The organism is Butyricicoccus faecihominis (assembly GCF_014648015.1).
In the GTDB taxonomy this organism is placed as follows: Bacteria; Bacillota; Clostridia; order Oscillospirales; family Butyricicoccaceae; genus Agathobaculum; species Agathobaculum butyriciproducens.
On the sequence record NZ_BMQH01000007.1, the window covers coordinates 1,399 to 23,490 of the forward strand.

General features: G+C 49.8%; 27 protein-coding genes and 2 pseudogenes. 2 read left to right on the forward strand and 27 right to left on the reverse strand.

Annotated elements, in window-relative coordinates; genetic code table 11:
- Positions 1 to 25: 25 nt before the first annotated feature.
- The 6 genes from IEY11_RS15105 to IEY11_RS07885 form a co-directional block, all read right to left on the reverse strand.
- Positions 26 to 670 carry a CHC2 zinc finger domain-containing protein gene (locus tag IEY11_RS15105; RefSeq protein WP_020994021.1) on the reverse strand — a complete coding sequence of 215 codons (645 nt, stop codon included), beginning with the start codon at positions 668 to 670 and terminating at the stop codon, positions 26 to 28.
- Between the two features lie 66 nt (positions 671 to 736).
- A complete protein-coding gene (mobQ, locus tag IEY11_RS07865; protein WP_188886253.1) occupies positions 737 to 2,317 on the reverse strand; it encodes a MobQ family relaxase in 1,581 nt (526 codons plus the stop codon).
- Between the two features lie 184 nt (positions 2,318 to 2,501).
- Entirely contained in the window at positions 2,502 to 2,723 is a 222-nt protein-coding gene (locus IEY11_RS07870) for a DUF4318 domain-containing protein (RefSeq protein WP_002596507.1), read from the reverse strand.
- A gap of 317 nt (positions 2,724 to 3,040) precedes the next feature.
- Positions 3,041 to 3,337 carry a DUF3847 domain-containing protein gene (locus IEY11_RS07875; RefSeq protein ID WP_118670462.1) on the reverse strand — a complete coding sequence of 99 codons (297 nt, stop codon included), beginning with the start codon at positions 3,335 to 3,337 and terminating at the stop codon, positions 3,041 to 3,043.
- Positions 3,330 to 3,671 carry a DeoR family transcriptional regulator gene (locus tag IEY11_RS07880; protein ID WP_008703761.1) on the reverse strand — a complete coding sequence of 114 codons (342 nt, stop codon included), beginning with the start codon at positions 3,669 to 3,671 and terminating at the stop codon, positions 3,330 to 3,332. The genes IEY11_RS07875 and IEY11_RS07880 overlap by 8 nt, the downstream gene beginning before the upstream one ends.
- Positions 3,668 to 3,856, reverse strand: coding sequence for a hypothetical protein (locus IEY11_RS07885; RefSeq protein ID WP_005930722.1), 189 nt, complete (start codon positions 3,854 to 3,856; stop codon positions 3,668 to 3,670). The genes IEY11_RS07880 and IEY11_RS07885 overlap by 4 nt, the downstream gene beginning before the upstream one ends.
- A 483-nt stretch (positions 3,857 to 4,339) precedes the next feature.
- On the opposite strand from IEY11_RS07885, the gene IEY11_RS07890 reads away from it, so the two are divergent.
- The gene (locus IEY11_RS07890; protein WP_188886254.1) at positions 4,340 to 5,146 is read left to right on the forward strand and encodes a helix-turn-helix domain-containing protein; all 807 of its coding nucleotides are present in this window, start codon (positions 4,340 to 4,342) and stop codon (positions 5,144 to 5,146) included.
- A 289-nt stretch (positions 5,147 to 5,435) separates the two neighbouring features.
- Here IEY11_RS07890 and IEY11_RS07895 read toward each other — a convergent pair whose 3' ends face one another.
- The 11 genes from IEY11_RS07895 to IEY11_RS07945 form a co-directional block, all read right to left on the reverse strand.
- Positions 5,436 to 6,377, reverse strand: coding sequence for a DUF5301 domain-containing protein (locus IEY11_RS07895; RefSeq protein ID WP_226840178.1), 942 nt, complete (start codon positions 6,375 to 6,377; stop codon positions 5,436 to 5,438).
- Positions 6,378 to 6,554: 177 nt separating this feature from the next.
- Positions 6,555 to 7,121, reverse strand: a complete 567-nt coding sequence (locus IEY11_RS07900; RefSeq protein ID WP_044952171.1) for a CPBP family intramembrane glutamic endopeptidase — start codon at positions 7,119 to 7,121, stop codon at positions 6,555 to 6,557.
- Positions 7,122 to 7,168: 47 nt separating this feature from the next.
- Positions 7,169 to 7,546, reverse strand: a complete 378-nt coding sequence (locus IEY11_RS07905; RefSeq protein WP_188886255.1) for a TnpV protein — start codon at positions 7,544 to 7,546, stop codon at positions 7,169 to 7,171.
- Positions 7,506 to 7,868 (reverse strand): helix-turn-helix domain-containing protein, encoded by a 363-nt coding sequence (locus IEY11_RS07910; RefSeq protein WP_308744081.1) that lies wholly within the window; start codon positions 7,866 to 7,868, stop codon positions 7,506 to 7,508. Before IEY11_RS07910 ends, IEY11_RS07905 begins: the two co-directional genes overlap by 41 nt.
- A 189-nt stretch (positions 7,869 to 8,057) precedes the next feature.
- Positions 8,058 to 9,683 (reverse strand): recombinase family protein, encoded by a 1,626-nt coding sequence (locus tag IEY11_RS07915; protein WP_002594230.1) that lies wholly within the window; start codon positions 9,681 to 9,683, stop codon positions 8,058 to 8,060.
- A 127-nt stretch (positions 9,684 to 9,810) separates the two neighbouring features.
- A complete protein-coding gene (locus IEY11_RS07920; protein WP_002594231.1) occupies positions 9,811 to 10,005 on the reverse strand; it encodes a transposon-encoded TnpW family protein in 195 nt (64 codons plus the stop codon).
- On the reverse strand, positions 10,002 to 10,856 hold the full coding sequence (locus tag IEY11_RS07925) for an ATP-binding protein (RefSeq protein ID WP_002594232.1): 855 nt from the start codon (positions 10,854 to 10,856) through the stop codon (positions 10,002 to 10,004). Before IEY11_RS07925 ends, IEY11_RS07920 begins: the two co-directional genes overlap by 4 nt.
- Positions 10,853 to 11,575, reverse strand: coding sequence for a replication initiator protein A (locus IEY11_RS07930; RefSeq protein ID WP_431835070.1), 723 nt, complete (start codon positions 11,573 to 11,575; stop codon positions 10,853 to 10,855). Before IEY11_RS07930 ends, IEY11_RS07925 begins: the two co-directional genes overlap by 4 nt.
- 148 nt (positions 11,576 to 11,723) lie before the next feature.
- Positions 11,724 to 12,110, reverse strand: coding sequence for a cysteine-rich VLP domain-containing protein (locus tag IEY11_RS07935; RefSeq protein WP_002594234.1), 387 nt, complete (start codon positions 12,108 to 12,110; stop codon positions 11,724 to 11,726).
- Positions 12,100 to 13,725 carry a relaxase/mobilization nuclease domain-containing protein gene (locus IEY11_RS07940; RefSeq protein ID WP_002594235.1) on the reverse strand — a complete coding sequence of 542 codons (1,626 nt, stop codon included), beginning with the start codon at positions 13,723 to 13,725 and terminating at the stop codon, positions 12,100 to 12,102. Before IEY11_RS07940 ends, IEY11_RS07935 begins: the two co-directional genes overlap by 11 nt.
- Positions 13,697 to 14,092: a plasmid mobilization protein gene (locus IEY11_RS07945; RefSeq protein WP_002594236.1), complete on the reverse strand. Its 396-nt coding sequence runs from the start codon at positions 14,090 to 14,092 to the stop codon at positions 13,697 to 13,699. The genes IEY11_RS07940 and IEY11_RS07945 overlap by 29 nt, the downstream gene beginning before the upstream one ends.
- A gap of 345 nt (positions 14,093 to 14,437) precedes the next feature.
- On the opposite strand from IEY11_RS07945, the gene IEY11_RS07950 reads away from it, so the two are divergent.
- The gene (locus IEY11_RS07950) at positions 14,438 to 14,770 is read left to right on the forward strand and encodes a hypothetical protein (RefSeq protein ID WP_147324207.1); all 333 of its coding nucleotides are present in this window, start codon (positions 14,438 to 14,440) and stop codon (positions 14,768 to 14,770) included.
- Between the two features lie 117 nt (positions 14,771 to 14,887).
- Here the strand turns inward: IEY11_RS07950 and IEY11_RS07955 are convergent.
- The 10 genes and pseudogenes from IEY11_RS07955 to IEY11_RS08000 all read right to left on the reverse strand — a co-directional run.
- A pseudogene (locus IEY11_RS07955) lies at positions 14,888 to 15,070 on the reverse strand (cysteine-rich KTR domain-containing protein); the annotation flags it as partial.
- 11 nt (positions 15,071 to 15,081) lie between these two features.
- Positions 15,082 to 15,519, reverse strand: a complete 438-nt coding sequence (locus IEY11_RS07960; RefSeq protein ID WP_005937456.1) for a DUF6591 domain-containing protein — start codon at positions 15,517 to 15,519, stop codon at positions 15,082 to 15,084.
- A gap of 2 nt (positions 15,520 to 15,521) precedes the next feature.
- Positions 15,522 to 15,980 carry a DUF1700 domain-containing protein gene (locus IEY11_RS07965; RefSeq protein ID WP_005937453.1) on the reverse strand — a complete coding sequence of 153 codons (459 nt, stop codon included), beginning with the start codon at positions 15,978 to 15,980 and terminating at the stop codon, positions 15,522 to 15,524.
- Positions 15,977 to 16,336, reverse strand: a complete 360-nt coding sequence (locus IEY11_RS07970) for a PadR family transcriptional regulator (RefSeq protein ID WP_005937450.1) — start codon at positions 16,334 to 16,336, stop codon at positions 15,977 to 15,979. The genes IEY11_RS07965 and IEY11_RS07970 overlap by 4 nt, the downstream gene beginning before the upstream one ends.
- A gap of 196 nt (positions 16,337 to 16,532) precedes the next feature.
- Positions 16,533 to 16,667: pseudogene (locus IEY11_RS07975) on the reverse strand (Maff2 family mobile element protein); the annotation flags it as partial.
- A gap of 95 nt (positions 16,668 to 16,762) precedes the next feature.
- A complete protein-coding gene (locus IEY11_RS07980) occupies positions 16,763 to 18,598 on the reverse strand; it encodes a VirD4-like conjugal transfer protein, CD1115 family (RefSeq protein WP_188886257.1) in 1,836 nt (611 codons plus the stop codon).
- Positions 18,585 to 18,974: a PcfB family protein gene (locus IEY11_RS07985; RefSeq protein WP_003020228.1), complete on the reverse strand. Its 390-nt coding sequence runs from the start codon at positions 18,972 to 18,974 to the stop codon at positions 18,585 to 18,587. Before IEY11_RS07985 ends, IEY11_RS07980 begins: the two co-directional genes overlap by 14 nt.
- A gap of 133 nt (positions 18,975 to 19,107) precedes the next feature.
- Complete coding sequence (locus IEY11_RS07990; RefSeq protein WP_188886258.1) at positions 19,108 to 19,821, reverse strand: antirestriction protein ArdA; 714 nt, start codon at positions 19,819 to 19,821, stop codon at positions 19,108 to 19,110.
- Positions 19,821 to 20,162 (reverse strand): DUF7768 domain-containing protein, encoded by a 342-nt coding sequence (locus IEY11_RS07995; RefSeq protein WP_003020223.1) that lies wholly within the window; start codon positions 20,160 to 20,162, stop codon positions 19,821 to 19,823. Before IEY11_RS07995 ends, IEY11_RS07990 begins: the two co-directional genes overlap by 1 nt.
- A 283-nt stretch (positions 20,163 to 20,445) precedes the next feature.
- Entirely contained in the window at positions 20,446 to 21,894 is a 1,449-nt protein-coding gene (locus tag IEY11_RS08000) for a ParB/RepB/Spo0J family partition protein (RefSeq protein WP_188886259.1), read from the reverse strand.
- Positions 21,895 to 22,092: the final 198 nt, after the last annotated feature.

Consider the following 22,092-nt stretch of genomic DNA (forward strand, 5'->3'; position numbering starts at 1 on the left):
GGTTTCCAGCCCCGCCTTGATTTCCTCAATGCTCTGGGGCGGCTGCATGGCGTTCATGGTGTTTTTTAGTTCTTGCTGCGTCTGCGGCTGCAAGCTCTGCCATTCGCTGTTCAAGCTGTATCACATCCTTTCCGTATTCCGTAATCAAAGCCGCTTTTTCCTCTGTTTCCCCGAACAGCAGCACATCCAGCAGATATTCCACATGGTCTTGCTTCTGTAAGGCTTCCACAAACCGGGGATGAAAGACTTCCTCCGGGGAGTGCGGGGCATATTCCTTTCTCCACACTCGGAGTAGGTGGAGATAATCGGCAAGAATACGGAAGCAGCGGTTTTTTGCTTCCTGAAACTGTTCCTCCGGGGATTTCTGCCGGGGCTTGGGCTTTTTTGCTTTTCCCGGCGGTTTCCAGTCCTCATAGGAAAGCCCGAAGTCCTGTGCCAGCTGTACGGCGGCTTCTTTCTTTCCCAGCCCATACAGGGCGGCGGCAAAATCAATCACATCCCCATCCGCACCGCAGCCGAAGCAGTGGTAACGCCGATCCAGCTTCATGCTTGGGGTTTTATCATGATGGAACGGGCAGCAAGCCATCCCGTTCCGCCCTACATGGATTCCATAATGCTCCGCAGCCTGTCTGGTTGTGACGGACTGCTTCACAGCTTCAAATACATTCAAATCTATCCCTCCTTGAAAAAAGAAAAAAACACCTGACATTCTCTGATTGAAAATGGCAAGTGCCTGTTAAAGTTCCATATCCTGTTGTCTGTGTTTCGCCTGTGCCGGGGCGGTTCTTTGTGCTTTTTTCTCGTCTGCCTTATCCTGCAAGACTTCCTTGATGGGCTGCTTCTTGGGCGGCTCTTTGCTTTCCTCTGTGCCGGGTGTGGCTTTCCGTACCCAGTAGCGGATGTCCCGCAGCTTCTTCAAATCAGCCTGTACCTCGATCAGAGGTGTTTTCAGGGCTGCAATTTCTTCCAGAAGCGTTTCCTGCTCCTCTTGCAGCTTCTTTTGGGTGCTGTCCTTATCGTCCGGGTGCTTGGCAAGGTAGGCGGCGGCTTTCGCATACCGGGCAACCTCCGGGTGTTCCTGGTTGAATTTCTCCTTTGTTTTCTTAAAAAATATCTTCTGGTACTTCTCATAGACAGGCTTACATTCCTTGCAGTCTGTCCGGGCAGAAAGCAGTCCGTCAATCACTTTGCTTCGGGCTTCCTTTGGCTTCATCTGATTGCGGTAATCTGCGGCTGATTTCCCGGAAGATTCCAGAAAGGCTTCCAAGTCCTCCACAGTGGAAAGCCCCTTTTGCCGGAGATAGGACAGGGCTTCGCTGACTGCCTTTAAGTCCTGTGAAGTCCCCCGATTTTGTCCAGCCCTCGTCCAGTCCTTCCGTTCTTCCTTTCGTATCTCCATATATTTCATCAGTAGATTGGGAAGAAGTGTCGCTTCCTCCGCCGCCTTTTGTGCAAGCAGTTCTTTCCGTTTTTCTCCCAGCTCGGTAATCCAGCCTTTGAGGTTTTGGATAAGCTGCCGGATGGACTTCATCAGGCGGTTGGCGGCTCTGATTTCCCGGTTCAGGTTGCCGATATTCGTCTGGATACCTCGCTTTTCCATCTGCCGGACAGCAGCACCCTCATGGACAGTAGGGATAATATCAAGCCCCTGTCTGGCATAGGAACGCAAGTCCACACGCTCCGGGCGATCATTGGCTTCCAGATAGCGGTTCTGGATGACCTCCCATTCATGCCGCCAGATTTCACAATACTTCTGGTCGTTCCAGTCCACCGTATCCTCCTTGTGGCTTTTCCACCTGCCGGATGGCAGCTTTATCCGTTCCCCGTTCTCGTCAAGGTCATAAACCTTGCGGCTCTTGGAAAGCCATTTCCCATGTTCGTCCATTGCCCTCATAGTGAGCAGGACATGGGCGTGAGGATTGTGTCCCGGCGGGTGGGGGTCATGGATGGCAAAGTCAGCAATCATGCCTTTGGAAACAAACTGTTGCTGGCAGAACTCCCGGACAAGGACAGCGTACTGGTCGGGCGGTATCTCTCTGGGAATGGTAAGCACCCACCGCCTTGCAAGCTGGGAGTTCCATTGTTTCTCCACAGCTTCGGCGGCGTTCCATAAAGTATTGCGGTCTGCATACTCCGGCGGGGCATTTGCCGGGAGCAGGATTTCATTGTGGACGATGCCACGCTTTTCCGGGTAGTGCTTCACTTCTTGGTCGTATTCACAGAACAGCTTTTCGCCGCTCTGGTAGGCAGCGGCGGCAACCGCAGACTGCTGTTGGCTACGCTGAACAATCGAGATTTCGTTGTGTGGACAGGGCATTTCGTATCCCTCCTTTCTATGCTTGGTGGATGGGGTGGCGTTTTACCACCTCATTTTGGGCAGAAAAAAAGCAGGAGACCTTTTTCAGATTTCCTGCTCGGTGTGCCGCTGTGTAAGCGGCGGGTATTTAGTTGTGAAAGTTCGGGACAAGTTGACCCGATGTGTGTAGAATAACAAACTGGATTTATTTTTCTTTACATTTTATGCCGTAATTTCCCCTACTACCATTTTCGTAGCCCCTATATATTTCATATCTTTTTCCATTTATCTCCACTTCGTCATCGTTAATAAATGTATAAGACTTACCATTTTCTTCACAATACTTTGAAATTGCTTCCATAGTTTTTGCAAGAGTTGGGTAATTGGCACTATCCTCATAAGGAACCCAAAAAGCTTTTTTAAACATATAAAATACCTCCTTCTAATTTGTTAAGTAATCCACGAATTTTCAAAGCGTTATAAAATAATAGTATCATACAGCTTCGCAAAAATCCACTTATAACTTCAAACTTGTCGGCTGGGAACAGCTTGCAACGCAAGGTGTCCCCAGATGGCAAGTCCACAAAAGGGTAGCTGGTGGTAGCCAGCGCAGGGGAAGCGTAGCGTCCCCTGTATGATTTGGAGCAGACCATGACTGCGGAAAATCACAGCCCTCCGGCGAGGAGCCTTCGGAGAACGCAATGCACCAACCTCTGGGTGGTGTATAATTGCGCCCTTAGTAAACTAAGGGGTTTCTGGCTTCTTCCGTTCCAGCAGTTTTTTCAATAATTCCTGCGTGTCCTGCCTGTGAAAAATGATTTTGAGCAACACCTTGACATCATCATCTGTCAGGCGTTCCGGCTCTTGCAGAAAACTTTCCAGCATACCGCCACGAGTGCAGAGCCGGTGCGTCCGTTCCTTTCGGGTAAGCTGCTTCAACTGGTGCTGCAACGCCTTTTCATCATTGATGGCTTTCCGCAGTTTCTTTTCGCTTTTTTCCAACTCCCGGTTGAGCTTTTCCAGCTTTGAGGTATCAGGCAAGGGCAGCGTTCTCCTTTCCCGGTATCAGCACATAAATCCTGTTTGGTTCTCCAATGCCCTGACGCACCCGCATGATAAGCCCGGCGGTTTCCAGTTCATTCAAAGAACGCTTGACCGTCATGGGGCTGCGGGACAGGACTGTAGCAATGGCTGTGACAGGGAAGCAGACAAACAGGATTCCATTTTCGTCCTCCTGCCCTTTGGACAGCATAGCGTCCAGCATCCGGCAGTACATGACCTTTGCGGTGCTGCTGACTGGAAATCCTGTCAACGCTCTGGGAAAGGGCATACAGGGCGGCAATGGTGTGTCTATCGTCATAAATTCAAAATTCATTCGGTGTGTTCCTCCTTTTTCTTTGCCCGTTTGGATAAATAACGGGGGCAGTCAATCACAACCGCCCGGAAGCTCTGCCTGCACCCATGCTGGCATTTCCGGCATAATTCGTTGTAAGTGACACGCCCCCGGTCATTGAGGTAAAAAGAAAGCTCATGCTTCCTCTTTTTGCTCATTCTCGGCATATTGCGCTTCCTCCCGTTTTAGTGTATGGTTTCGGGGCGATTTTCGGTAAAATTACAGCCATAGAGCCGCTTAAAATCTCCCGAAGTATCAGCGATAGGGTAGACTGTCCCCCTATCAGATTGTCGTGTTTCGGTATCATTTCGGTGTCAGTTCGCCAGTTCTCCCCGGTGTCGTTCCTCCCCTGAATCTCACAGCGGCGTATCGCTCCCTTTGGTATGCTCGTTTCGGTCAGGGTTCCTCCACATCCCTGCCAAAAGTCATGGCACTACATCGCCGGGGAAGCATATCCCACACAGGCTGGTCATTCGATTGGAATAATCCATCGATGAACTACCTGTATCATAGAACATTTTTGTGCCCTATGCCGTATGTCCACAAAGTAGGAATTAGGGGTAAAAATCAGAAATTTCCACGATTGCGGAATTGATATGGTATAATCAATTCAACGGTTATAAATGTTGTCAGAAGGGGGAACTGCTTCAATGAACGGAGCTACTACAATACAGGAACGGCTAAAAGATTTACGATTAAACAAAAGATTAAAACTGGAAGAACTGGCAGAGCAAACAGGTATTTCAAAATCAGCTCTTGGAAGTTATGAAAAAGATGACTATAAGGAAATCAATCATGGCAACCTTATCCTGCTGGCAGATTTTTATGGGGTGCCCCTCGATTATCTCTTTTGCCGGACAGAGAACATGGTTGAGATCAACACGCCATTAAGGGAACTGCATTTGAGTGATGAAATGGTGGCACTTCTGAAAAGCGGAAGGATTAACAACCGTCTGCTCTGCGAACTTGCCACCCATAAGGACTTTATCAAGTTTCTTGCGGACATTGAGATTTATGTGGATGGGATTGCCACCATGCAGATTCAGAATCTCAACGCCCTTGTCGATACCGTCCGGCATGAAATCATTGAACGGTATCGCCCCGGCGAAGATGACCCGCATTTGAAGGTGCTGCAAGCTGCCCATATCAGTGATGATGAATATTTCAGTCACATGGTACGGGATGACCTCAATCTCATTATCCGGGATATTCGGGAAGCTCACAAAAAGGACAGTGAAAGTGCGCCCCAGACCACCGTTGCCGATGAACTGAAAGAAAATCTGGAAGCGGTCGAAAATTTCAAGGGCAGCCGGGATGAAAAGCTCGTTGTACTTTACTGCAAACAGCTCGGCATCAACTATAAAAATCTGTCAGACGAAGAATTTCGCTGGCTGATTCGGATTCTCAAAAAGTCAAAGAAAATGGGAACGCCTATCAGCCAGAGGAAAAAACGATAAAGAAAAACCGCTGTTGCATGGTTTGTTAGCTTCCATGTAGCAGCGGTTTGTGCTGTGGTTATTCAGTTGATATTGTATAACTCCCTTTTCGGAAAAGTGTTCCCGCTGTTCATTTCCCAAATTTTAGTGTATATTCATACATTTTTTAATTTTTCGAGCAATTTGAGCAACTGTATCTTGGATTTTGCCTACTGAATATTGAGAAAATTTAGGCTGAGAATTGAAAAAGGCTATCCCTTTATTGAGACAGCCTTTTGAATTTAATTTAACTTATCTATCGTTTATTCTCTCATTCAGATTCTTCTCTGTATTCAAAGACGAACCACTTTTCATTCATATAAATTTCTATTGTATCGTCTGCTCCATACTGATAACCAAATCCACTTCCAAAATTAGACTGATTATCTTCTGTTGGTATTTCAGTTCCATCGACAGTTGATGTTATTTCTCCATCCATAGTGCCACAACGTGCATCCATGATGCTTTCTCTCCCTGTATCGTAGTATAATTTACCATCTATTCTTACCATAGGTATTCTATCCCACATGGCATTTGCTTCTGTCTGTTCTATCACGGTAATTTTATAAACCTCTCCTAATTGTGCAGGATATGATTCCATTATTTCTCCGTTATAGCTAATTTCTACGAAATCTCCAATTTGCAATTCAAGGTTCTCTTCGTTTGATATATAAAACTTATCTGCTGAATCAAGTTCCAAAGAACCATCTACCGGTTTTACTATTATTGAATCATGATTCGTTTCAATTACCGATGCCTGAAATGTTACCATTAGCGGTCTATTATCTGCCGAAGCAAGCATTTCAGTTATACAATTACCTAAAGCAGGCGTTGGTTTATAAATTCCTTGATATGGCTGTTCTACATATTCGATTCCTTTATCTACATAGTAAAAAAGAGTAGTTCCTGCCGCCCCATCACAATTTATATTGATCGTAATAGAATCTTTGTTGACCGGTGCATCATTGATTGATTGCTGACTGGTTGTTTCCATATCCATTAGCATAGATAAAAATTCATCAATAAACTCCGTAGCTTCACCTTCTGTGTTAGGTGATATAGCATATTTGTCACCGTCAGAGACACCAATCGATACAATATCCTCTCTGGCTGGCAATCTAATAGGATTCCCCTGTTCTTTTCTTCCACATGCACATAACATAATTGAAACAAAGTAGCAAAGACAAACCATACTGCATAATTTCTTTTTCATGGTCATAATCCTCCCCAAAATATATTTCGTATTATACGTTATCTAAGTGTATATTTCAATGTGTGGGAAATAGCCAGAACGTGTTTTTATGCATTGTGAATGCATGTTTATAGGCTCGTTTTCAGTGGGTACACAATTCCGAAAAGGGAGTTGTATAAAGCGATAAACTGTAAGCTATCAATCGCCACTTAGGCGTGTTTTCCCAATAACAATGTAAAACAACGGTATCATTATAATCATTGCTGCTATGATATGTACATATATGAAACTTTGTGTTCCTGTAACAAGAAACAAACTTGTTATTGTATAATTCCATAACCAATGAAATCCTGTGGGCATCCAAATACTCTTTGTAGTGTAAAACATTTCATTGGCAAATATTCCATATAGAAAAGGAAAAATAAACATTACCAGAACAGAAATATTATCGGTATTAAAAATATGTGGTAGTGTAAAAATAAGTGCAGCTATTACGCAACTCAAATACTTATTTTTACATTTTTGCAGCAACAGCCCAAAAATAATTCCTCTAAAAATAACTTCTTCAATAAAGGACACGAAAAAGTAAAATATGAATTTCCCTTTATGATTCATCAACAGTGATAAAAAATCAGTATCTTGAAGAATTATATTTGATTTGACTGATGAATAAACTATAAACAATACAATGATTGGCATTATAGCTCCAATTGCAAAATTCAGAAAATCTATTTTTCTAAAATATAACCCTATGCTTTTTAACATAACGCACCTTTTAACCTCTGATTTGTCATAATCCTGACACCATACTATTATGAATAAATTATCTCATGCAAAACAATTTCTTCTGCCCGATTGTGGATATTATTGCACCGCCGCACCCATTCCATTTGACGGGTACACTTTAATTCCTCGGTTACGCCCTCGGCAATTTTCATCTGCTCCATGATAGTGTCTAACCGTTCCTGTGCCTGTTCGTTCAGGTCTGCAAGATATGTCCACAATTCTCCGGTCAGTATCAATGTGTTCAATCTGGCTGGGTGGACTTCTCTTAAATATTCCCGGTGCATCCGTCCATACTTTCCGATGGGGCGGCGTTCTTCCGGCAGCTTCAAGTCTGGGATGTAGTAATCTCCGATAAGGATATAATCAATTCCGTTTTCTGTTATTCTTGGTTTCAATTCGCTCATGTTCCTTACCTCCTGTGGAAGCAGGCTCGTCTGGTACTAACTCAATCACATCGGTAATCTCACAATTCAGCGTTTCGCAGATACGGGCTAATGTGTCCATGCTGATGTGCTTTCCCTCTTTGCTCATGTTGGCAATCATATTCGTTGTCATACCGGCGGCAAGCCTTAAATCTTCTTTTCTCATATCACGCTCTAACAGTGTATGCCAGAGTGGTTTATAGCTGATGTGCATATTGTTTTCCTGCCTTTCTATCCACACCGCCGGGGTGGCTGCCCCGGTAGGAACTTTTCTCTTATTATAGCACCAATCTTGTGTAATCACAATTTATTCTTGTAGCCTGCCGCTGATACCGTCTGGATTGTGCTTTTCCTTTCTTTTTGTTACCTTTAATTAGCCATGAACTGCTTCATGCCCTGGGACTTTGCTTATGTGTGATAAAGAAGTAATAGAAGTGTAAAAAATTTTGCCGTTCCTATCCGGCACATGAGGTATGTCGGATAGGTCGGGCGGTTAGGTGTCGGGCAGTTCTACCTTGCCGACAAAAGAATAATAGATTTCGATTTCCTGTCTGCGTAACTTGCCCCGGCGTTTCCCGTCAAGGGCAACGCTTTCATGGACAACGATTTTCTCCACAAACTCCCGCAGCAGAGTAGGGGTAAGTTCTTCAATGGTAGTGTGCCTGCGTACCACATTCATAAACTTTTCAGCGTTTGCGGTGGCTTCCTGCGCTTTGGAAAGTTCTTCCCGCAGTCTGGCGGCACGTTCTTTCAGTTCTTTCTGCTCGGCTTCATAGTCTGCCGACAGCTCTGTGAAACGCTCGTCCGATATGCGCCCGGTTACGCTGTCCTCATACAGCCGCTTGAAGATAGCAGATAACTCGGCTATGCGTTTCTCGGCGGCTTCCAGCTCCTTTTTCTTGGCGGCGTTCCTGCGTCTGTCCCCGTCCTCATTCTGCTCGATTAAAAGCTTCATAAACCGGGCTTCATGCTTTGCCGCATAGCTGGTAACTTTCCGCAGATTGGAGAGTACGCCAGCGGTCAAGAGGTCAGTGCGGATAAAGTGCGCTGTGCAGTCGGCGGTGCGTTTCTTGTAGCTTCCGCAGATATAACAGTCCTGCTTGCGCTTGTCCGTCTGGTATCGCTGCTGGTACATGACGCTGCCGCAGTCGGCACAAAAGAGTATGCCGGAGAACAAGCCCACTTCGTCATAACGGTTGGGGCGTTTGCGCTGCTTGCGTAACTCCTGCACCCGTTCCCACGTTTCCCGGTCAATGATAGGCTCATGGTGGTTCTCAAAAACCGCCTGCTTTTCCGGGGGATTTTCTATGCTGTGTTTCAGCTTGTAGGACGGCTTCTCGGTCTTAAAGTTTACCAGACAGCCCGTATATTCCCGGTTTTCCAGCAGATGAACCACGGTATTGGTCGCCCACTTGCACTCATAGCCGGGGTGGTAGCGGCGGGTGCTGCCCGTCCTGCGGTATTCCAGCGTCCCCGGCGTGGGGATTTGCTGCTCGGTCAGCATACGGGCTATCTTGGTCGGACCGTTCCCGGCAAGGCAAAGGCTGTAAATCTGCCGTACCACCGGGGCGGCTTCCTCGTCAATGATAAAGTTTTCGTCCTCGTCCATGAGGTAGCCATAGACGGGCTTGCTTGTGATGGGCTTTCCGCTCATGCCCTTAGAGCGTTTTACTGCCTTGATTTTCTTGCTCGTATCTCTCACCAGCCATTCGTTAAAAATGTTCCGCAGCGGGGCAAAATCATTTTCCCCCTGTGCGCTGTCCACTCCGTCATTGATAGCGATGAAGCGGACACCTTTCTGTGGGAAAATCATTTCTGTGTACATTCCCACCTGTAAGTAGTTTCGCCCTAACCTCGACATATCCTTGACGATAACTGTCCCGACTTTCCCTGCTTCAATGTCTGCAAGCATGGCTTGAAATCCGGGTCTTTGAAAGTTCGCACCGGAATAACCGTCGTCGGTGTACCAGCGCAGATTAGAAAATCCATTCTGTTTGGCATAGGTTTCCAAAATCCTCTTTTGGTTGGAAATGGAATTGCTCTCGCCTTGCAGCTCGTCCTCATGGGACAGTCTTGGGTAAAGGGCGGTAATGAGTTGCTGGGTGGTCTGTCTTAACATAAATTCCTCCGTTTCCGACAGCCAGCCCCACTATTCCGTACCTTGATTGTACCACATGGGGCGGCTGTCTGTATAGCGGCAAAAGCGTCAAATCTGCTTCTTTACGGTCGGTAAAAATGACGGTTTTTCAATCAGGCTTATCACAGGTCAAATATCCGGCGGCGGCTTCTGCTTCCAGCACTTTCATCATCTTGTCAGCGGCGGTGTCGGTCGCCCCCTCCTTGAAAAAGCCAGACACCACAAGGATTGTGTTGCCTATCCTCGTTTCGGTCACGCAGTCCGGGCGGCGGGCAGGGCGTTTGTTTCTCTGGGTGTCGGTCATAGGCAAATCTCCTTTCCGGCAAGCAGCCGTTTCAGCTGTTCCATTTTTCCCTGTGCGGCGGCTTTCCTCAAATTCTCCCCGGTAAAGCAGAGAGGGGAACACATTTCAAGCAGGCGGTCATAAATCCGGGCGTGGGCGGTGTCCTCCGGGTGCTGCAATTCCTCCAGCGTGAGGTTGGTCGTCACAATCAGCGGCTTCCTGCTCCGGTAGCGGCTGTCAATCACATTGTAGACCTGTTCCAGACCGTATTCTGTGCCACGCTCCATTCCAAAATCGTCAATGATGAGCAGGGGGAAGCTGCAAAGGCGGGAAATATATTCGTTCCTGCCCGCAAAGCTGGCGGCAAGGTCGTTTAATATTGCTGCAAAGTTTGTCATGCACACCGGGACTTCCTGCTCCATGAGGGCGTTTGCAATACACCCGGCAAAATAGCTTTTCCCAGTGCCTACCCTGCCCCACAAGAGCAGCCCGTAGTTCCCGTCCTTTATCTGTTCCCAGCGTGCCACATATCCGGCGGCGTTCTTCATCTGCGGGCAGCTGCCGTTATCGTTGGCAAATGTCCAGTCCTGCATGGTCTTGTCTGTAAAGCCCTGCCGTTTCAGCCGTTCCACCGTTTCAAGGTGGCTGCGCCGCTTCTCGGCGGCTTCCCGTTCCTTACGGGCTGCCCGCTGGCAGTCGCACTCTGACGGGTGGCGGTCACGCCCGAAAAAGGTCTTGCCCTCCGGGAAATAGGCTTCTTTGGGTTTCCGGCATTTGCCGCAGTATAAAAGCCCGTCCTCCCCGGTGTAATCCTCCGGCTCGGCTGTGGTGTCGGTCATAGGCAGTATGGTGTTGTGGATTGTATCGGTCATAGGCTTTCTCCCTCCTTGAATGAATAGTCCGGTATGCCTTTCTTTGGCTTCTCTTTGGCAGCGTCCTCCTGCGCCCACTTGTAAATGGTGGCTGCATGGCTCTGGTACTGCTTCCCGGTGGAAGCGATGTGGCAGGAAAGGCGGTCAAGGTAATACTCCCACTTGCCGGGGAAGTCCTGTTCCAGCTCCAAAAGTTCTGTGTCAGAAAGAAATACATTTTTATATCTGCCATAAGCGGCGGGGGGCTGCCCCTCACTCGCTCCTTTTGTTTGGCTCTCTATTAGGTTGTTTATATTAGTTTGGTTAGGGGACGGTTTTCCGACCGTCATAAGGTCAGTTTTCCGGCTGTCAGTTGGTCGGTTTCCCGCCCTTATGAGGGGCGGTTTTCCGTCCGTCAGTTGGTCGGAAAACTGTACCACTGGGATAGGCGGCACTTTCACATACAGACGGTTGGCGGCAGAAAAGCCCGTCCGTCTGCGTTCCAGCAGCCCGGCAGCGTCCAGTTCGTTCAGTGCGCCCTTTATGGTGGTGCAGCCTTTATCCAGCATTTCCGCTATCTCTGCTATGGGGTAGACAATGTATGTCCGTCCCTCGCTGTCCTGCCAGCCGTTCTTCTGCGAAAGGGTGGAACGGTCTAACAGCAGCGCATATAACTCTCTTGCGGTGTGGGATAGGTCTGTTTCCAGCAGGAAACGGGGGTAAGGCAGGTAAGCGGGCAGCTCCGTTCCTGCGGTCATATAATCAGCGATAGGGTTCACCTCCTTGTGGTGTCTGTCTGTGGGTTCTGTTACGCTTTTAGGGGGCGTTTTTAAGGGAAAAGGATAAATGTATCACGCACCCTTTGACACCCTCCAAAAAAGCCTTGATTTATGCGGGTTTGAAATGCCCTAAAGCGTGACATTTCTCCCTTTGTTTCCGCTTCCGTTTGGCGGCGTTTATCCGCTTCATGCGTCCGGCGCAGTCCGGGCAGTATTTCCCCCGGTTGGATTTTGGGAAGAAGAACGCCCCGCAGACAGCGCAGCGTTTCCGGCTTCCCCGGCGCAAGAGGGCGGCTTCCAGTGCTTCATCAAGGGGCAGGACAGCGGCGGTAAACCAGCGGCAGAGCAGCGAATAGCTGATACTCTGTACACACACGCAAGGCTCGCCGTCCTCCAACAGCAGGCAGTTCCCGCTGTCATAGTTGCAGCACTCATGCACAAGGCGGCGGGCTGCCCGGTACTGGCGGTAGTCCATGCGGGGGATATTACCGTTCATGGCTCTGCTCCTTTCTGCGCTGCGGCTCGCTCCGGCGTAAAATCTGGTCGATATTGCCCTTGACAGTCTGCAAGCGGCGGTACTCCTCCCGTTTTGCCCGGTAATCGTTGTAGCCGCTGTTTTTCTCTTTGATAAGGCTTTCAATCTCTGCTTGCAGGGATTTATAGCTCGGCAGCTTGGAAATGCCGTTCTCCCTGAAATAGCGGGCGGCTGCGTCTGCTATGATAAAGTCACTTTCATGCTTCTGACGGTAGGCTGCTTTTGCTTTGGCGTTTTTCTGCTGTTTCAGCCCGTCCCGGACAGGGCGGGTCTTGGAATAGGCAAGCACCTGCCGTTGCAGCTCCTTTTTCCCGTTCAGCGTCTTTTCCACCTGCTTCAACCACGCAAGGCTTTCCTGCATGGCGGCATAGGCGGCAGAACAGGCTTCGTCCAGTTCCTCCGGGGAGGAAAAGCCGTACTGCTGATAGGCGGTAACGGTAGCTGCCATTTGCTTTAGGTTGTGCTTTGCCGCCCAGCGGTCATAGCCCACGCCCTTGCCCTCGGCTCGCTTGGCTTCCCGGTCAACCATGCGCTGCAAGGTGTTGTCTGCCGGGGTGGTTTTTGCAGCTTTTTCCCCTTGTAACGGCTTTTTAACTGCGGCAGGGTATTCGGGTATGGCTTTGGTCTGTTCGGCAGCTCTGTGGGCGTTCTGCGTGAGCAGGGCAAGGACAGCAGCCTTGTCAAAATCGTCCCCCAGCTTTCGGGCTGTGATAGGCTTTGTCCTGTCCGGCGTGAGGTAGGAAAGCCGCCCCCGGCTCTCCTTGACGGTCACACCCTCCCGCAGCAAAAGGGAAGAAAACTCGTCAAAGCTGCCAGCTTGGGAAAGTGCCTGCCGTATCGTCCGGCGCAGCTTCGCCTTGTCCGTTTCAAACTTGGTGGGCTTGGTCGGCTGTCCGGCGGCTTCTCTGGCGGCGTTCTCTTTGTCAAGGGCAAGCTGCCCTTTCTTTGCCGCCCAGTATTCCCGTTCGGTTATCCGTTCCTTGCTGCCGTTCAAGAGGTCGATTTGGTAAAGCCCCTCCCGGTGGCACATTTCCATGACTTCGCTCTTGAAATATTCCATAGCGGCGTTGGTGCAGCGGTGCTTGCAGCCCTCCAGCGTGTCGGCTGGTCTGTCCATGTAGGGCAGAAGCGGGACTTCGTAAATCCGCAGGGAGTTGATGACGATATGCACATGGATATTCCCGCTGTGGTTATGCCCGTCCGGGTGGGTGCAGATTAGGGCTTGGTGTCCGGGGAAATGCTCCTTGCAGAACTGCTCGCCCAGCTCCTGCGCCCGGTCTACGGTCAAGCCGTTGTCTGTCCCGTCCCGTGGGTCAAAGCTGATGATATAGTGGTGGCTTTTCACATCTTCCCGTTTTTGGTTTTTCTCATAGCGGAGATTGGCTCGCATACAGGCAACAGCGAAATCCTCGCCCCCGCAGTTGAGGGAAGAAATGCGGTAATCCTCCCTCGGTATCAGCCGCCCGTTTTCATCAAGGGTGGCTTTCATGGTAAACTCGTCATGCTCAAATGTGAGATAGGCTTCCGCTGCGCCATAGTCGGCGTTTTTAGAGCTGATATGTTTGAATGTTGCCAACAGCGTCACCCACTTTCTGCAAGACTTCAAACTTTAGGGCAGCAAGGTCGGAAACCGCCGCCCGTACCTCCCCGGCAAGCTGCGGATAGGGACTGTGCCACTCGTTCAGCGTCCGGGCTATCTGGTTTAAGTTGCCGCCGATCCTCCCGTATTCGGCGGTCAGCTTCCCGACAGCGGCAAGCAGCTCGTCATTGATGGGGGAAACGGTTATGATGGGGCGTATGGCTGCCCCGGTTATGGCTTGCCGGATAAACTCGGCTTGGCTCATGTGGTAAGCAGAAAGCCGCTGGGCAAACTCGGCGTATTCTTCCTCGGTCATGCGTGTTTTGACTACCCGGCTGCGGTGCGGCGTGTTGTATCGTTTCATAGGTGGTTGACCTCCTTTCTGTGCGTGGTGTCCTCTCACTAATAGGAAAAAAACAGGGTGTGAAGCGGAACTGTTTTTGAAAAATCCGAAAAATATTTTGAGGGGTTTTTCAGCGGCGCAAGCCGCATAAGCAGGGTTTGGGGAAGGCACTCCCCAACAAGATTCCCGCAGGGGCAAAATGAGCGATAAGCGAATTTTGGCACCTCGGTAGAATCTTGCTCTGAAAAACTGCCGCTTTCCTCTGTGAGGCTGCTCTTAATACCTACAAAACCGCAGCGGGGCAAATAGGCGGAAAATCCAACGGATTTTTTCTATGCCCTTACTGCAATTCGCAAGGGGGACGGTATGGCTGGTTTCATCAATATAGCGATAGTGGCGGCGTGTTCTGCCCGCTGTTTGTCCCCCTCCACGAAAGAAACCGAAAAATGCCAAACGCTTCTTTTGATTTTTTTCATCACTACTACGGTAGCCCCATACCTTTCTTCCAAATGGCTGCGGTATTCTTTTCATCACTACTACGGTACGCAAGACCGTTTTGGGCAAATTTCCCCGTCACTTTCTACAACAACAGGAATGTGCGGTCTGCCAAAAATGGGCGCAAAAAAAACGCCACGGACTTTCAAAAAATCTGTGGCGTTGCAGCTTGGTCGATATTCAATTTTCATTTCCATAATGTGAGGGGAGCGACAGCACTTTAGTCTGTCGCTCCCTTGATTACCCATCAGCGGAAACAGGCAGGGCTGTCAACGGCGGCGCATTTATGCGCCGTTCATCTTGACCGTTGACTGCTCCGGCTGATTCCGCTATTTGTTGTGGGATTACAGCTACATTCAAATCTTTTGCGCTGATTAGTGTTTCTTGTTTGCATTTCGGACAGAACAGAGGGAAATTTTCAAGTATTGTATCGGGGCGTATCTTTGTTCGTGTTTTATTTCCACAAATAGGGCAAAGCACCCACCTATCAGGCGATTTAATCATTTTAATTTTCATTATTTAAGGAAAGAAATGTAAATTGTGAAGTTATCGGGAATGTAGCTGATACTCAATCCCTTTTCGCCATTTGACAAAAGCGTACCGATAGAAACATAGTCCTGTCCCTCAATTTCTTCCGACACTTCCTCTATTATAGAAAACCCCTCTTGCTTCAAAAGCTCTAAATAGTCGTTATAGTCGGTTTCGCTTATATCCACAATACTGATACTGCAATTCTCATGTTCCGTATCAAGCATAGCCCAACCGACCGTACCGGACGGGACGGGAAGCCCCTCGGTGTATTCATTCACAGGCCATACACCCGCGTCAAGCATGGTATTGCTTTCTGTTTGTGTATTGCTTGGATTATCCGCAGCGGACGGCGTATCTTGATTGGAACAGGCAGCCAAAGAAAGCATAAGTAAAATAGCGATTATTGAAACAAATTTTTTCATAGCTACCTCCTGTTTTTGCGGACGGTTCGGATAATCTGAATGATTGCGATTGTAACCGCGATTACACCGACTGCCAAAATGATTTGTGAAGCGTCAAATCCAAAAGCTCCCTCAACTTGAATGTTTGTCATTGCGTCTGCTTGTCCGATTGCCCCGTCCGGCACTTTCCCGGATTGGGTAGTGGCGTAAATCACAAACGCTGCAACGGCAACGACAAGGGCTGCAACGCTCGAAATAATCCCTTTCCGTTTCTGCGGTGCTGCGCTGTCAATGCCTAACTGCTCGGCGGTATTCTCTGCAAACTCTTTGGGAGTGCCTAACCGTTCGATTACCTGTTGTTCCGTTTCGCCATGCTCCAACGCAGAAGCAAAGACTTCATTCAGATCACGCACGACCTCTTTTTTTGCTTTGCGTGTTAAACTCAATTCCTTTTCCACTTGCTTAATGTATTGCTCTTTCATTCTGATACCTCCGCTGTTTGATAGGTGGCAATAAAGCCATTTACACAACTTTCATAGCTCGCCCAAAATAAAATCAGCTCGTCTAATACCTCTCTGCCCTTATGGGTAAGGGAGTAGTATTTTTTTGATCCGCCATTTGCCGCTGCCGGGGCTAATCGGCATTGGATTAACTCGGCTTCCTGCAAACGATACAGAATAGGGTAAATCGTTCCCTCTTTTGCATAGCCCAAAACGGACGCGCTGTTATTTAGCTCTGTAATGATTTCATAGCCGTAGGTTTCTTTGCGTCCGATCAAGCACAAAAGTATCATTTCAAGAGAGCCTTTTTTGAATTGCTGCACATACCTGTTATCCATACTCTCTACCTCACTTTAGTTTTGCTATTTAGCGTTCCTAAATAGCAAAACATATTATAACTCCCGGAGGTGTTCAAGTCAATAGAGTTTATAGAAATGTTACAAATGCTTTTTAGACTTTACCCTATAATTTGCCTTGCTCGGAATAGCGGCGGGGCTGACTGTCCTTGTCCTGTTTTGTTGTGCTTCTTTATTAACCATGAGCATTGGAGCCCGGGTTATCCGAGCCGTAGCCCTCCAGCAGATTGACCACACCCCACACGCCAAGGCCAGCGCCGAGCGCGATAACGAGGGTCTGTAAAGTGTCGATTGCAGATGAGAAAAATGCCATATAAGCCTCCATTTCTCCGGGATTTTCCCGGTAACAAAAAAGCCGCCCTTGCAGGCGGCAGGTTACAAACTTCGGGACACTTTGTCTCGAAGCGTTTATGCAAAGGCGTCTGGATCGTCGATGTCATCATAGTTGAGGATGTCCTCGTCCTCTTCTGTGAGCGCATCGTCCGGCACAGTCACCTCATACATCGTACACGCCTCGTTCAGACCGGGCCGCCTGCGGCGGTTAATGAGCCTGTCGAGGTCAAAAGCGTTTTTCTGTTTATCGGCCTCCGCCGTATAACGGTAGTTCGGATGCCGTTTCAGATCATACTTGGGAGAAAAGAACGGGGGCAGGCCCCGAAGCTGCAAAATACATTTATCTCCCGGCATGGTTGCAAGTTCGGCTGGGGTCATCAGTTCCCGGCCCAGCCGCTGGGTATTTTGACTGTAGCTTTCCGACTGACCACGGGAGCGGCTGTCGGTCTGCATACTGATTGTGGCTTTTCCCAGCCAGTTCTCGGATATTTCCTTGATGGTGCTGGCTTCGCGGCCACCGAGGAACACCACGCTGTCCATGTTGCCGAGGATTGTCTCGGCGTGTTTATCGTAAATGGCCTTGCACTGTGCCAACTGTTGATACAGCAGGCAAAGACTCACCTCGCGGGAGCGGATAACCGCGACCAGCTTTTCGAGCTGGGGCACCTGTCCCGTGTTGGCTGCCTCATCCCACAACACCCGTACGTGGTGCGGCAGGCGGCCACCGTGAACATTGTCCGCCCGTTCACACAGGAGGTTGAACATCTGCGAAAAAGCAAGCGCCACTAAAAAGTTGTAGGTCTGCGTGGTATCGGAAATGATGAAGAATACCGCTGTTTTCCGATCTCCGATGCGGTCAAGCTCCAATTCGTCATAGGCCATGACTTCACGAAGCTGCGGAATGTCAAAGGGAGCCAGCCGCGCACCGCAGGAAATTAAAATGCTTTTTGCCGTCTTGCCGCTGGCCAATTTGTACTTTTTATACTGTTTGACCGCGAAGCAATCCGGTTTGCGCTTTTCGAGCCCGGCAAACATATAGTCCACCGCGTTCATAAAGTCCTCGTCATCCTCTTTGACCTCCATGCCGGAAATCATATCCACAAGGGTATTCATGTTCCGATCCTCGGCAGGCCCCTCGAAAATGATGTAGGCAATCAGGGCGCAGTACAAAAGCGTTTCCGATTTCGTCCAGAATGGATCGCCTTCCTTGCCTTCGCCCTTGGTGTTGGAAATCAGGGCATCCACGAATTTCAGAATATCGGCCTCGTTGCGGATATACGCCAACGGGTTATAGTGCATGGATTTTGAAAAATCAATGCTGTTGAACACCTTGATTTTGTACCCGCGTTTTTGCAGGAAAGCCCCGACCTGCCCCAGCACACCGCCTTTGGGATCGACCACCACATAAGAGGAATGAGCCTGTAAAAGCTGGGGCGTGAGCCAAAAGCGGGTTTTGCCGGAGCCGGATGAGCCGATAATACAGCAATTCAGGTTTCTGGCATTTGCGGGGATTTTAGGGCGGGTGTTCATCGTGAGAAACTCCGTCCCGGTCAAAATCACGTTGTTTTCAAACTTCGGATCGACAAACGGTTTGATGTCTTTTTCCGTTCCCCATCGAGCGCTGCCGTATTCTGCATCCCGCCGAAACTTCTTAGCGTTCTTGCTTTTGAAATAGATCAGCAGCCGGAAACCAACTGCGCCTACAATACCGACAAGCCAATCCAGCGGAGCAAGACCGGGTGCAAAGTCAACAAAGGCCGGGCCAATCGTCTGGCCCAGCCCGATGAGCTTATGTGCAAAATCGTTCCCCGCCGCCAGCCGGTAGGCCGTTCCCAGCTTGAGGAACGCCCACAGGATGAACAGATAGGGAATGTTCGGAATGAGATATTTTCTGATCTTATCTGTCCTCATGGGCCACCTCCTTTGCACGTTCTTTCTGCTTCGGCTTTTCTTTGGAAAGCTGATCTGCCGCCTGTTGCAGTTGTTCCCGGATGGGAACACGGTTCGATTTTGCTTTGCTTAACACTTTCCGGGAATACTCAGAAAAGCAGGCGGTCATTGCGTCTGCCTGTCCAGCCTTGAAAAACAGCAGGTATTTGTCCGGCCCGGTTTTATAGAACGCATAGTCTACATTCCATTTCCGGGCCACGCGGTCAAAGGACTTGGCATCCCCGGATAGCTCAATGCTGTTGGTGGCTGTACCGTGGGCCATGAGCTTTCGCACACTTTGTTTTCCATGAGGTACTTGCCGCCCACGGTATGCCTTGCGGATCTTCCGGCCCACCATGCCCAGCACATACGCCAGTCCCCGCGCCGTCAGCTTGGTTGTTTTTACGGATATGGCTATCGTGCGCCGGGAAATATCTTCATCAATCAGTTACACCGCCTCCTTCCTTGGGACAATTTGTCTCGAAGTGCCATCACCGATCCCCACGGTCTTTTTTCTGCATTTGACGGTAGCCCTCCAAAGAAGAACCGTCTATGATTTCCTGATAAGCGGCCATTTGCTCCCGGATAGAGAGCTTCGGGAAAGAGAATACCTTATGCTCCTTGGGAATATCCTGCAAGCCGTGATACACTTCCACGAAATGATCGCTTTCTTTGACAACATAGCCGCCCGGGGCAAAATGGCCGTTTTCGTGGATGCAGGCATCCCGGCCATACGCCTCATAATCGAAATACGGTTTTACCTGATCCGGCACATCCAACATTTCCAGATCGTCCACATAAATACGCCCCAGCGTTTCCTCATCGGATACGCCGGGGTAAAAGCCGTAACAGTCCAGATTTTGTGTCAGATTGATGATGTCCCGCACCGAAGAACAGTGATCGCCGCTGTCGAGGACGGCCTCCAGTGTTTCCAGCTCCGATGAGGTAAGCCCGGAAAGCAGGCAGGCCAGATGATTAAGCTCGTCCAGATTTTCATACTCGCTCAAATGGTCATAGAGCCCCAGCACATCCCCATCGAAAGAGGTAATAAAAATTTCCTGATAGCGGACGCCATCCACGCCGATCCGTTTCAAGAGAGCCTCCACCTCCTGGGCGGTTGTGCGAAATTTCAGTGTTTCACCCACAAGCTGGCCCTCGCTGTACTTTCCGACGTTGGTAACGTAGGCTTCAAACAGGGTTGCCATTAGCGGCGGCCCTGTCCCTTGACGGTCAGGATGCCCTCAAGGGTTGTTGCCGTAATTCCCAGCCGCTGGGCCACGGCAATATCATTTTTCATGGCTTCGGTCATACTGTGCCCGCAAACAACCAGCACATGAGAACGGCGGAGCAGGTCACGGCTCATGTCGATGCCGCTTTTATGCTCCTCGGGAACAGCATCATTGAGAAACAGGGGCAAGTACAGGGGCGGGCAAATAGGAGAAAAGCCTGCCTCATACACGGTGCGGCAATACTGCGCCGCCAGTTCTGCGTTTTCGCTATCGCCGCCGAGCCATGCAGCGGTGATATAAGCAAGGGGTCGTTTCATCGTTCATACCTCCGATATTTTAATAAGAAAGTTCAACCCAAACCCCACGCCCTTTCCCAGTCTTGGGAAAGGGGGCGGCTCTGGAGGATATACCCCCGCCGCTTGCCGGGGAAATAGCACAGCCGGGGCAGACCGTCAAGGGCGAGCCGCCGAAAACGGCGGTGCGCTGCACCCTTGACGGCCCACTCCCGGCTGTACTAAAAAACAGGCGGCGACGGGGGATATATACCACCAGAGCCTCTGCGCGAGGGCGGGGCCCTCGGGACAAAGTGTCTCGAAGTTGTTACTTGTCAAGTTCCTGCTTTTTCGGGGCTTTTGCCAGCTCCGGCGGCTGTTTTTCTTTCCAGTCATCCAGCAGGGACATAATCTGTTCTTTCATTTTGGCGGGAGTGACCTCCTTGCCAAAATACTTTTCCAGTTCCGCAGTAGAAATAATCACGCCTCGATCCTCCTTTTTCTGTTCTGATAAGATACCGTCAATGACATCGCCGTTGAGCTTGCCTTCCTTATCCAGCTCCCGGAGCCGTTTGGCCTGGGCCAGCGAGGGCGAAGCCTGCTCCCCGTCAATGGAAACAGCAATAAGCCTCTGATTTTTCGGTTTGATGTAGGAAAGCTCCACGGCAGGCATGAAGCCCATCTTTTTATCGTCTACCTTATCCAGAAGCTCCGGCACAAGGGAGTTGAGCCGCAAGTAGCGCATGACCTTTTTATAGTTCATTTCATGCGCCTCGCCTACAATCTCAACCGAGCGTTTCCCGACATCGCCTTCCGCAACACCTTTCAGCCGCCCGCCCTGATGCTTGATGTCCTCAACCTCGAGTTCCAGCAGCGCGGCCAATTCGCTGGGGAGCATCCCGTCACGCTGCTTGTTGCTGTCCTTCATGGCCTGTACCGCTTCGTGGTCGGTCATTTCACGGACGATAAAGGGCATTTCCTCCAGTCCAGCCAGCTCACTGCCGTGGGTACGGCGATGGCCCGCTACAATTTCATAGCCGTTTCCATCTTTCTCCGGGCGGGCAAGACCGGGAACCATTACACCGTTTACGCGGATAGAAGCAACGATTTCCTGCATCTTCGCATCGTCCCGTACCTTAAAGGGGTGCGGACGGAATGTGTGAAACGGATGAACCTCGGAAAGTTTCAGATAAACCAGCTTGCCTTCCTCAACCGGGCGGGGCGGTGTAGTCGGCTCGGGAGCCGTCTGTTCCACAGCAGCAGTTTCCTTCAGTGCCGTATCCTGTGCGGGCTTAATGGGCTCCTTGGCATCCGGGGCCTTTCCATCGCTTCGGGACACTTTGTCTCGTTTGGACGGCTTGGGCTTGTCAGGGGCCGCCTTATCCGCCTTGGGTGGGCGGCCCTTGCGGGCCCCAGCCGATTTCTCCGCTTTCTGATTTTCAGTCGCGGCCTTTTCTACTTTCGGTGGACGACCACGGCGCGGCTTTTTCGGCTCCTCCGTATTGGCGGGCTGCGGTGTTTCTCCGGGGGCTGCTGCCTCCGGCGTTTCTGGAGTTTCCGCCTTTTCGACTTCGGCGCGGGCGTTCTGCCTCTTTTCCGCCATAAGCTCATTGATTTTGTCAAAGGACACAACCACATCGCCGGGCTCAGGTATGGTAGGCCCGGTATGTTCCTGCCGGGGCTCAGACGCTACGGCCTGTTCAGGTGTGGTGATAGGCTCGGCGGCCTCCGGGGAAGTATTCTCCGCAGGGCCTGTGTTCAGTTTTTCATCGGCCATTTACGATCCTCCTTTTCGTTAAAGTTGCACAAATTTGAACGCTAAAATTTTGTAGTTATTTTTGTGCCTCCTTTCCGTCTATCCACGCAAAAAAGCCGCCCGTTTTTCATGCCGGACGGCTTTTTGCGTAATGTGATAGATCAAATATTATTTTTTCTGGTTTGTAGGCTCCGAAAAGCCTTGTATTTACAGTGTTCC